Origin of the sequence: Halomonas sp. 707D4 (genome assembly GCF_024158685.1) — a bacterium.
GTDB lineage: Bacteria > Pseudomonadota > Gammaproteobacteria > Pseudomonadales > Halomonadaceae > Vreelandella.
Genome location: NZ_JAMZBD010000405.1, coordinates 1 through 2,781, shown reverse-complemented (window position 1 = coordinate 2,781; position 2,781 = coordinate 1). Strand labels below are relative to the sequence as shown.

At 63.0% G+C, this 2,781-nt stretch carries 3 protein-coding genes; all 3 read left to right on the top strand.

All coding sequences use genetic code 11. The features are described from left to right. The coding region (locus BIS11_RS14385) for a GMC family oxidoreductase (RefSeq protein ID WP_253586380.1) at positions 1-1,118 on the top strand (1,118 nt) is incomplete at its 5' end. Positions 1,119-1,308: 190 nt separating this feature from the next. Further along, positions 1,309-1,515 carry a cold-shock protein gene (locus tag BIS11_RS14380; RefSeq protein WP_054641278.1) on the top strand — a complete coding sequence of 69 codons (207 nt, stop codon included), beginning with the start codon at positions 1,309-1,311 and terminating at the stop codon, positions 1,513-1,515. Positions 1,516-1,715: 200 nt separating this feature from the next. Then, a partial coding sequence (locus BIS11_RS14375) for an SLC13 family permease (RefSeq protein WP_253586379.1) occupies positions 1,716-2,781 on the top strand: 1,066 nt, incomplete at its 3' end.

The window sequence follows — 2,781 nt, the reverse complement described above, 5'->3', positions numbered from 1 at the left end:
CGCGCATCGACGACTTCAATCGCGGCGACAACGAAGGCGTGGCCTACTTCGAGGTCAACCAGCGCGATGGCTGGCGCTGGAATACCGCCAAGGCGTTTCTGCGCCCGGCGCTTTCGCGCCCCAATCTGACGCTCTGGCATTCGACCCAGGTCGATGCGCTGCGCTTTGCGCAGGGGACGGGCGGGCCGCGCTGTCTCGGCGTCGACGTGGTGCGTCGCGGGCGGGCCCGGCAGGTGAGCGCGCGCCGCGAGGTGGTACTGTGCGCGGGGGCGATCGGCTCGCCGCGGCTGCTTCAGCTCTCCGGCATCGGCCCGGCCAGACAGCTCGAGAACCTGGGTATAAAGGTGGTGAAGGATCTCCCCGGCGTCGGCGAGAACCTGCAGGATCACCTCCAGATCCGCTCGGTGTATCGAGTCAGCAATACCTTGACCCTGAACGCCATCGCCTCCACGCTGCGCGGCAAGGCGGGCATCGGCTGGGAGTATCTCACCAGACGCACGGGGCCGATGAGCATGGCGCCCTCGCAGCTTGGCGCCTTCACGCGAAGCTCCTCGGACTACGCCCACCCGAACCTGCAGTACCACGTCCAGCCCTTGAGCCTCGAGGCCTTCGGCCAGCCGCTGCATCCGTACCCTGCGATCACCGCAAGCGTATGCAACCTGAACCCCACCAGCCGGGGCAGGGTCGGTATCGACAGCCGCGATCCTCGGGCGGCGCCGATCATCAGCCCGTGTTATCTGAGCACCGACGAGGATCGCCGGGTCGCGGCGGACTCCCTGCGCATCACCCGGCACATCGCCGCGCAGCCGGCGTTTGCCCGCTACGCGCCCGAGGAGGTCAAGCCAGGCGTCGAGTATCGAACGGACGAGGAGCTTGCCCGGCTGGCCGGTGATATCGGCACCACCATCTTCCATCCGGTGGGTACCACGCGCATGGGGCGAGCCGGGGATTCCCGGGCGGTGGTGGACGCGCGACTGCGGGTGATCGGCGTGTCGGGGCTGCGAATCGCCGATGCGGGCATCATGCCGACGATCACCAGCGGCAACACCAATTCACCCACCTTGATGATCGCCGAAAAGGCCGCGCGATGGATTCTGGAAGCCGCGTCATCACATTGACTTTTTTTTCGAACATAGTGTTGACGTGCGTGTTGGTTAAGCGCATGCTTCAAGCAGTAGGTTAGCAAGTCGAACGTTGTCAGCAGTATCGAAACGCTTAAGCGTTGAGTCTGGTGAAAGTTTCTTGTTCTACCCACTGCAACTCGGGTATTACCCGGCTTCACATTGAGCTAAATCGAGGATTTCGATCATGGCAACTGGTACCGTTAAGTGGTTCAACGACACTAAAGGCTTCGGCTTCATCTCTCCGGACGACAACGGCGACGATCTGTTCGCTCACTTCTCCGAAATTCAAGCTGACGGCTTCAAGACTCTGCAAGACGGCCAGAAGGTTTCCTTTGACGTCACCCAGGGCAAGAAAGGCCTTCAGGCTTCCAACATCAAGGTTCTGGGTTAATTCCTGACTTGATGTGACCGTCGGGCATCAATGCCCGATGTGTTCGAAAACCCCGCCTCGGCGGGGTTTTTTGTTGCCCGCGTTTCACCGCAGATAACCGGCTTATATTCTTTTTCGATATTAATGTGTTTCTAAAAATAACTGTTTTGAATAACTTGCAGGCGTCACAATGACTCGGTTTTCGTTTCAAGGCGCGTGTCATGTCATTGGATGCTTGGATTGCGATAGCGGTGGTACTGACGGTATTTCCGCTGATGGCGTTGTCGCGCCTGGGGCCGGACATCATCCTGCTGGGCGCGGTGGTGCTGCTGATGACGCTTGGCGTGATCGACCCGCAGCAGGCCCTCGGCGGGTTTTCCAATGCGGGCCTGTTCACCGTGGCGTTCATGTACGTGCTGGTGGCGGGCATTCGTGAAACCGGCGGAATCGACCTGATCATCCGCTACGTGCTCGGCACGCCGCCGACCGAACGGCGCGCCCTCGTCCGGCTGGTGCTGCCGGTCGCCTCGCTGAGCGCGTTCCTCAACAATACCCCGGTCATGGCCACCTACATTCCCGCGGTGATGAGCTGGAGCCGGCGCATCAAGCGCTCGCCCCAGCGGCTCTTGATGCCGCTGAGCTTCGCCTCGATCCTCGGCGGCACCATCACGCTGTTCGGCACCAGCACCAACCTGGTGGTGTACGGGCTTCTGACCTCGCGCTACCCCGAGCTCTCCATGGGGCTTTTCGACCTGGCCTGGGTGGGGCTGCCGGTGGCGGTGGCGGGGCTTGGCTACCTGATCTTCGTCGCGCCGAGGCTTCTGCCCAACCGCGAGGGCATGGCGAAGGTGTTCGCCAACCCGCGGGAGTTCACCATCGAGATGGAGGTGGACCCGGACGGCGTGCTGGTGGATCGCACCGTCGAGGAGGCGGGGCTGCGGCATCTCCAGGAGCTCTTTCTGGTCGAGATCGAGCGGGCCGGCAACGTGGTCAGCGTAGTGGGGCCCGGCGAGCGCTTGAAGGCCGGCGATCGGCTGGTGTTCGCCGGTACCAGCGATGCGGCGGTGGAGCTCCAGCAGATCCGCGGGCTGATCCCCTCCAGCGAGCACGGCTCGAGCCTCGAGAAGGAGTTCAAGGAGCGCCGCCTGGTGGAGGCGGTGGTCTCGAGCCAATGCCAGTTCATCGGCCAGCGCATTCGCGACGGACGTTTTCGCACGCTCTACGGGGCGGCGGTGCTGGCGATCTGTCGCGGTGGGGAACGCGTCACCGGCAACCTCGGCCAGGTAC

What these genes read in the sequence shown, in the direction of transcription:
- BIS11_RS14380 (WP_054641278.1), top strand. Translation starts at nt 1,309, where the DNA reads ATGGCAACTGGTACCGTTAAGTGGTTCAACGACACTAAAGGCTTCGGC.